The 7,881-nt window shown below is 43.9% G+C and carries 7 protein-coding genes; 4 read left to right on the top strand and 3 right to left on the bottom strand.

Annotation, left to right across the window (positions count from 1 at the left end; all coding sequences use genetic code 11):
- Positions 1-347: 347 nt before the first annotated feature.
- Entirely contained in the window at positions 348-1,040 is a 693-nt protein-coding gene (locus tag AB6E52_RS22370) for an SDR family oxidoreductase (protein WP_102321233.1), read from the bottom strand.
- Positions 1,041-1,171: 131 nt separating this feature from the next.
- A complete protein-coding gene (locus AB6E52_RS22365) occupies positions 1,172-2,338 on the bottom strand; it encodes an MFS transporter (protein ID WP_029235440.1) in 1,167 nt (388 codons plus the stop codon).
- Between the two features lie 192 nt (positions 2,339-2,530).
- Here AB6E52_RS22365 and AB6E52_RS22360 point away from each other — a divergent pair, with 192 nt between their 5' ends.
- The 4 genes from AB6E52_RS22360 (at position 2,531) to AB6E52_RS22345 (ending at position 6,734) form a co-directional block, all read left to right on the top strand.
- Positions 2,531-3,412, top strand: coding sequence for a LysR substrate-binding domain-containing protein (locus tag AB6E52_RS22360; RefSeq protein ID WP_017062691.1), 882 nt, complete (start codon positions 2,531-2,533; stop codon positions 3,410-3,412).
- Positions 3,413-3,527: 115 nt separating this feature from the next.
- The gene (locus AB6E52_RS22355; protein WP_102321231.1) at positions 3,528-4,625 is read left to right on the top strand and encodes an alkene reductase; all 1,098 of its coding nucleotides are present in this window, start codon (positions 3,528-3,530) and stop codon (positions 4,623-4,625) included.
- A 10-nt stretch (positions 4,626-4,635) separates the two neighbouring features.
- Positions 4,636-5,724 (top strand): alkene reductase, encoded by a 1,089-nt coding sequence (locus tag AB6E52_RS22350; protein WP_102321230.1) that lies wholly within the window; start codon positions 4,636-4,638, stop codon positions 5,722-5,724.
- 68 nt (positions 5,725-5,792) lie between these two features.
- Complete coding sequence (locus tag AB6E52_RS22345) at positions 5,793-6,734, top strand: zinc-binding dehydrogenase (RefSeq protein ID WP_102321229.1); 942 nt, start codon at positions 5,793-5,795, stop codon at positions 6,732-6,734.
- A gap of 497 nt (positions 6,735-7,231) precedes the next feature.
- On the opposite strand, the gene AB6E52_RS22340 is transcribed toward AB6E52_RS22345, so the two are convergent.
- A partial coding sequence (locus AB6E52_RS22340; RefSeq protein ID WP_372189979.1) for a GlxA family transcriptional regulator occupies positions 7,232-7,881 on the bottom strand: 650 nt, incomplete at its 5' end.

Below are 7,881 nucleotides of genomic sequence, written 5' to 3'. Positions count from 1 at the left end.
GATAGCGATAACATTTTTAGTCAACATATTGGAACCCTCGGTTTTTTCTCACACTAAGTCTAGATTGCTAAGGAGGGAGTGGATTCCATACATCACGTTAAAGTATTTACTCATTCCAGAGTAAGATCGCAGTCGTTCCTTAGGATATGTAATGTGACCAGCCATAGATGCAGGCAATATCAATTTATAGGATCTCATCGTCATCCCAATCCCAGTCAATTTGGGAAATGTCACGGGAGACTTTGTGTAAATACCACCCGAGCAAAGCGACAATAGAAAGGATTAAAACTATAAAGGTTAAAAGCATATCCTACCCTTAGAGTTTGTATGAGACGTAACTACTAGGCTTACCATGGCAATTGAGTGCCATCGTAGACAAAAAATGAACCTGAATGCTTAAGTTTTAAATTGTCGATAACATTAAGCATGCCTGTAACACTCCCTTTTACTGTTACCTTGCCTTCCTTTCCACCCATATCGGTTTTTACCCAACCTGGATGAATTGCCATGGTCTTCACTCCCGCTTCGGATAATTCACAGGCTAGAGATTTAATTATTTGGTTGAGGGCCGCTTTTGATGCTCGATAGCTGTATCGTCCCCCTGAGCGGTTATCATCAATACTGGCCAGTATTGAGGTCATCCCGATTATGGTTTTATCTTGGCCGGCTAGAATATTATTGAGCAAGGCCTGCGTGATTAACATGGGTGCGATGGTATTGACCTTTAACACCTCTAGCCATCTTTGCTGATCCATATTGCCTAAGTTGTCACATCCTTCACCACTCACCCCAGCATTATGAATAAGTACATCAATAGGTTGCTCTTTAAACACCTCAGTTAAAGCGAGAATATCTGTTTCATGACTAACATCTAGAGCATAAGGGCGAATGGTTGAATACTGTTGTGCTAACAGGGTTAACTCATGCGCTGAATCAATATCGCGACAGCAAGCGATGACCTTGTAATGACGCTGTGCATATTGCTTTGCAAGCTCTAATCCTAAGCCACGATTAGCTCCAGTAATAAAAACGGTTTTCATTGAGTGCCTCTTATCAGTTTCAATCTTGTCTAATACCAATCAATATAAGTTGCGAAAAGCTGGCCAATGCTGCTGCATTGACCAGCTCTAAGGGTAAGAGTCGTGTTTATTTCATTAATACATTTTTACCATTAACTTTCTGCACGCTTATCAAGACGGCCACTAAAGCGGGTCAAAGCAAGCGCTATCAGTACAACTACTGCACCTACCCAAGGTGTATGCATTAAGCCTGCTTCAGCGACAACCATCCCTCCGCCCCATGAACCAAGTGCAATACCAACGTTAAAGGCGGCAATGTTTAAACCGGAAGCAACATCCACTGCATCTGGTGTATATTTTTCAGCAAGTTTCACTACATATACTTGTAAACCTGGAACATTACCGAATGCAAATGCCCCCCAAACTAAAATCGTGGCTACCGCGGCAATAGGGTTAACGGCGGTAAAATTGAACACGATAAGCACAGCTGCAAGACCAGTAAAAATAATGCTAAGGGCTTTTATTGGGCCCATTTTATCGGCCATTTTTCCGCCCCAAATATTACCAATCGCAACTGAGACTCCATAAACCAACATAATTAAACTAATTGCATTCGCACTAAAGCCAGTTTCTTGCTGCAAAATAGGAGCAAGGAAAGTGAATGCTGTAAAAGTGCCGCCATAACCCAGTGCAGTAATCGCATAAACCAGTAATAATCTAGGTTGAGTTAATACCTTAAGCTGCGATGAAAGCTTAGCTGCAGCAGGTTGTTTTAAGTTATTTGGTACTAAGAAAGCACTACCAATTAATGCGATTAAACCTAATAGCGCAACAACTAGGAAGGTTGATTGCCAGCCAAAGGTTTGACCTATGTATGTCCCAAGCGGCACGCCTGTGACTAACGCCACGGTTAAACCAGTGAACATAATCGCAATGGCGCTGGCGGCTTTTTCTTTTGGTACCAGACCGGTAGCAATGGTTGAACCAATGGAGAAAAATACACCATGGGCTAAACCTGTCAAAATACGAGCGATAATCAGGGTGTTATATCCAGGTGCTTGCCATGCAACTAAGTTACCGACAACAAACAGTGACATGACGGTAATCAATACGTGTTTACGATTCCACTTTCCTGTTAAAGCCGTTAAAACCGGGGCGCCAATGGCAACACCAAGTGCATAAAGGCTAACCAGCAAGCCTGCTGAAGGCAGTGATATATTTAGGTCGGAAGCCATGGTCGGGAGTAGCCCCACGATCACAAACTCCGTTGTTCCTATAGCAAAGGCGCTGAGCGTCAATGCAAGAAGTGCTAAAGGCATAATATTTACTCTCTGTTGTTTGAAAATGACCAGCAATAGCCGATGTATTGGTCGCTATGCCGTCGCGTTGTTAATTGATGGGGGGCATTTTGCATTAAAGATGTTTTGTGAAAAACAGAGGTTTTTACAAATGATATTTGTTATAAATGCAATAAAGCTGATGGGCGATTGGATAAAGTTGAGGGAAATAGCATGCGAACAAAATCTGATGATTTAGCCATTTTACTAGCTGTAGTCGATACAGGAGGTTTTTCAGCGGCAGCAGAGAGCCTAGATATCCAAGTCGCGCGAGTATCCAGAGCGGTCAGTAAAGTGGAGAGTCAACTTGGGGTCACTATTTTAAACCGAACCACTAGACGTATTGAATTAACCGATGAAGGACGCCAGTTCATTGACTCTGTGCGGGTGGGGTTAATGCAATTACAGCAGGCGGAAGAAGATATTATTTCCCGTGGGGAATTGCCCAAAGGCCGTTTACGTGTCGACGCGGCTAGTCCGTTTGTGTTTCATCAACTGGTGCCATTGGTGCAGTCATTTAATCAAGCCTATCCCGATATTGAGCTAGAAATAACTTCCAATGAAGGCATTGTGGATTTACTAGAAAAGAAAACCGATTTAGCAATCCGTATTGGTACGTTGAGCGATTCAACGCTACATGCTCGGTCGCTGGGTCGAAGCCCCTTGTATATTGTGGCTTCACCAGAATATATCTCAAAACGCGGGCTCCCCACTAAAAGCAGCGATCTTGCTCAGCATAATCTCATTGGATTTGTCGCCCCCAAAATTTTGAATGACTGGCCTTTAAAAGGTTTTACCCAACTAGACGCTTTGATGTCATCAAGTAATGGCGAAACCATTCGACAAATTGTGTTGGCAGGAAATGGCATTGCATGTCTATCAGGGTTTATGGTGAATAAAGATATTGCCGAAGGACGTTTAATCTCGCTGTTGGAGAGCGAAAAAATCAGTCATCCACGAAGAGAACAAGTCAACGCTGTGTATTATAAGACTTCTTCTGTGGCCAAGCGGATCTCCGCTTTTATTGATTTTATTAAGCCAAAGCTAACCCTGTAACCCGCTTAAACAAGCTGATTGTTGCAATTTATACAAATATTATTTGCCTTTATTGCTATAAATGATTGGTGACTCATTTGCTAGTATGCCCTTATCAAATGAAGAGGGCTCAACTATGTCACTATCACTATTTAAACCATTCACATTGGGTGGACTCACACTCAAAAACCGCATTGTCATGCCACCGATGACGCGTTCAAGAGCCAGTCAGCCTGGTGATGTCGCAAATGACATGATGGCAACCTATTACGCTCAGCGTGCCAGTGCAGGATTGATTGTGTCTGAAGGTACGCAAATTTCAGCGACGGCAAAAGGCTATGCATGGACCCCAGGTATTTACACACCTGAGCAGATCGCAGGCTGGCGTAAAGTAACTCAAGCAGTGCATGCAGAAAATGGCGCAATTTTCGCTCAGCTCTGGCATGTGGGCAGAGTCACTCACACAGATAACATCGGTGGTGAGCAACCGATTTCTTCATCAGCGTTAAAAGCGGAAAACGTAAAAGTATTCGTTGATAATGGCAGTGATGAACCAGGTTTTGTTGATGTCGTGCAGCCTAGAGCAATGACAAAAGCAGATATTCAACAAGTCATTGCAGATTATCGTCAAGCGGCATTGAATGCGATTGAAGCAGGTTTTGATGGCATTGAACTGCATGCGGCGAATGGTTATTTGATCAACCAATTCATTGACTCCGAAGCTAACAACCGCAGTGATGAATACGGCGGTAGCCTGGAAAATCGTCTTCGTTTTCTTGATGAAGTCGTTGCTGCAATGGTGGACGCAATTGGCGCTAACCGCGTTGGTGTGCGCTTGGCACCTTTAACAACCTTAAATGGTACTGTTGATGCTAACCCTATTGAGACTTATACCGCTGCCGCAGCGTTACTCAATAAACATCATATCGTGTACCTACATATTGCTGAAGTCGATTGGGATGATGCACCAGATACACCCGTCTCATTCAAACGTGCAATGCGCAATGCTTTTCAAGGCGTGCTGATCTACGCAGGTCGTTATAATGCGGAAAAAGCAAAGCAAGCTATTGATGACGGACTGGCTGATATGATCGGCTTTGGTCGACCTTTTGTGGCGAATCCCGATCTTCCTGAACGTCTACTTCACGGCTACCCATTGGCAGAGCATGATCCAAACACCTTGTTTGGTGGTGGTGAGAAAGGTCTGATTGATTATCCAACGTATAAAGCTTAAGGGGGTAAGTATGTTTAAGGTATTTAAAGGTCACGGACTTGAGACTAGAAACCGTATCGCGATGGCGCCGATGACTCGTTCACGCACGTCTCAACCTGGTGATGTACCAAACGAGATGATGGCAACCTACTACCGTCAGCGTGCCAGTGCTGGACTCATTGTATCAGAGGGCACCCCGATCTCAGCGGCTGCACGAGGTTATTCGATGACTCCGGGCATTTATACCCCAGAGCACATCGAAGGCTGGAAAAAAACCACCCAAGCTGTGCATCAAGAAGGCGGGAAAATATTTACTCAACTTTGGCATGTGGGGCGACGCAGTCATTCTGATATTTCAGGTACTAAGCCGTTAGCCCCATCAGCGATTAAAATCCCAGATCAAGTATTTGGCCCACTAGCTGAAGGTGGCTTTGGGATGATTGAAACTGAAACGCCACGGGAGATGACGCTGCAAGACATTAAGAGCACGATTGCGGATTTTGTACAAGCGGGCAAAAACGCCATTGAAGCTGGTTTTGATGGCGTGGAAATTCATGCTGCGCATGGTTACTTGTTTGATACCTTTTTACGCTTAGAAAGCAACCAAAGAAGTGATCAATATGGTGGCAGCCAAGAGAATCGTATGCGCTTTCTGGTTGATACCTTACAAGCACTTACTGACGAAATTGGTGGGGAAAGAGTTGCGGTTCGTCTGTCTCCTCATATCGGAGAGGGTTTTGCTGGGGATGATGTTGAAATTGTTCCGCTAACGTTAGCATTGCTGGAAAAACTACAACCGATGAATCTTGCGTATGTGCATTTTTCAGAAAACATATCACGCTATGTAGAGGTACCTGAAGAGTTTCGCCAACAAGTTCGTCGAATATACTCAAACCCAATCATGGTTGCTGGAAAGCTGACCAAGCAATCAGCGCAACAGTTACTCGACAAGCAGTATGCTGATTTCGTTGCCTTTGGTACCCCTTTTGTAACGAACCCTGATTTAGTCGCCCGTTTTGCCAATGATAACCCACTGGCCGAGTTTGATGCTGACGCAAGACTCACCTTGTATGGTGGCGGAGCCGAAGGCTACATCGATTATCCTACTTATCAGGCATAGCAAAACTAGGCATCAAGGACTAACCACTCCTTGGTGCCTTCTCCTTTCTTTAAGCAAACGAGAATGCGATGGAACCTTATCGAATTTGGCAATATCAAACAGAGACACACAGTATCATTTTAGGTAACGCTAAAATACCAGCTTTAGATGACAATGAAATCTTATTACAAAACAAAGCGATTGGTATAAACCCTGTCGATTGGAAATTTATTAAAGCCAATCCTCTAAATTGGCCGAATGGTCATGTTCCTGGTGTTGATGGTGCAGGCGTCATCGTACACGTAGGCTCTAAAGTTGACACCAGTCTCATTGGGCGTCGAGTGGCGTATCATGGCTCACTAAATCGCCATGGTAGCTATGCTGAATATACCGTTTTGAATGCTGAGCGGGTGATGACGCTGCCAGAGAGCCTATCGTTTGAACTTGCTGCTGCACTGCCTTGTCCGATGCTTACTGCGTGGCAAGCATTTGAAAAAATTCCATTAACCCGACAAAGAGAAGTGCTTGTCGTTGGTTTTGGCACGGTGAATAATTTGTTATCCCAGTTCCTTCTCGATGCGGGTTATATCGTTGATGTTGTCTCCGCGAGTCTGAGCGAAGAGCGAGCCAAAAGCTTAGGTATTCGCCAAGTTTATCGGGAGCAATCTCAAATCGACATGAAATACTTCGCCATTTTTGATGCGGTGAGTGGGGAAAATGCCGCCCATTTAGTGCCGCTGTTAAGAGCGAATGGACATATTGTCTGCATTCAAGATCGTATTGCTAAACCCATTGACCCTCCATTTACGCGCACTATTTCTTACCACGAAATAGCCCTTGGAGCGTTACATAATTTTGGTGATAAAGATGATTGGCATACATTAATGCAAAATGGTGAAGCGCTGCTTGAGCGTATTGAAAATGGGAGTGTTGAAGTTAGTATTCCTGTCACTTTTAAATTCGAGCAGATGCTTGATGCGTTGAAACACAGTGAAACCACAAAACGAAAAACCGTGATTACATTGAGTTAGACTGCGCAATTTATCCTTTTGCTGGGAGTCACATAGCGCTTACTTCCTACACTTTGCTTGGATAGTTGTTCTAATTGCTGATATTGAGTAAGACTCATCTTTGCAACGTCGTTTAAAATTGTGGTCTAAATAATTTTGACCACACTCTTACTAACAGATGCGATACTAATAGCAATCTAACCAACGAAGAATTCGTGATTGCTCAATAGTCGGTAGAACTACTGTAATTTACTTTAAAAACAGATGGTTAAAAGCGAGCTTAGTGCTCGCTTTTTTTTGTGCTCATATGTTGGATAGACCATCGCTAAGTGGCCTTATAGCGAGATAGTCAAAACTCATTCTATTGATTTCGGCAAATCATTTTGTAGCTTCAAACTAGTGATGTTAGGGCTGGCTTGTGATGCCCCAAAAACGCCTAGAATTGAACTTGCAAGGTTTCAGATACAAAAAGTAATAGATGCGACGATCTAGCCCCATCGCCCTCAATGAAATTAAGACTATTGCTTGAATGTAGTGCGCCACTGAATCGGCGATACATGAAAAGCAGATTTAAAGTGCTTTCTAAATACACTGTCAGAGCCAAAACCCGCTTGCTCTGCAATTTGAGGTATCGATAGTTTCGTGGTTTCTAATAGACGTTGGCTAAACACCAAACGTCGATTTTGCAGCCATTCACCAAATGTACAACCATAGGTGGATTTAAACTGGCGTGTGAAGGTACGTTTACTCATCGCACAGCGCTCAGCGACTTCATCTAGTGAGTGACACTGATTAAGGCTCTGCTCCACCAGCTCAATCACAAGGCTAATACTTGTCTCTGTAAGAGGTTTTATGTTGACTGGTGCTGGTATGTATTGCTGCTGTCCACCAGTACGAGATGGCGCAGTCACCATCTTACGTGCGAGATCATTCGCAAGCTCACTACCACACAAACGGCGCACTATATGTAGACAACAATCGAGTGAAGCAGCTACTCCAGCAGAGGTAATGATAGTCTCATGTTCAACAAATAGAGGGTTTGGGTCAAAATTCACCTTAGGAAATTGCTGCTGAAATTGTTCGGTAAATGCCCAGTGGCTTGTGGCTCGTTTGCCATCGAGAACGCCAGCACACGCGAGAACATAAGAACCAAGGCAGAGCCCTACCA

This window comes from Vibrio sp. 10N.247.311.13 (genome assembly GCF_041467595.1).
In the GTDB taxonomy this organism is placed as follows: Bacteria; Pseudomonadota; Gammaproteobacteria; order Enterobacterales; family Vibrionaceae; genus Vibrio; species Vibrio crassostreae_C.
Note: the sequence above shows the minus strand (reverse complement) of the source record. Positions and strands in the feature narration are given on the sequence as shown.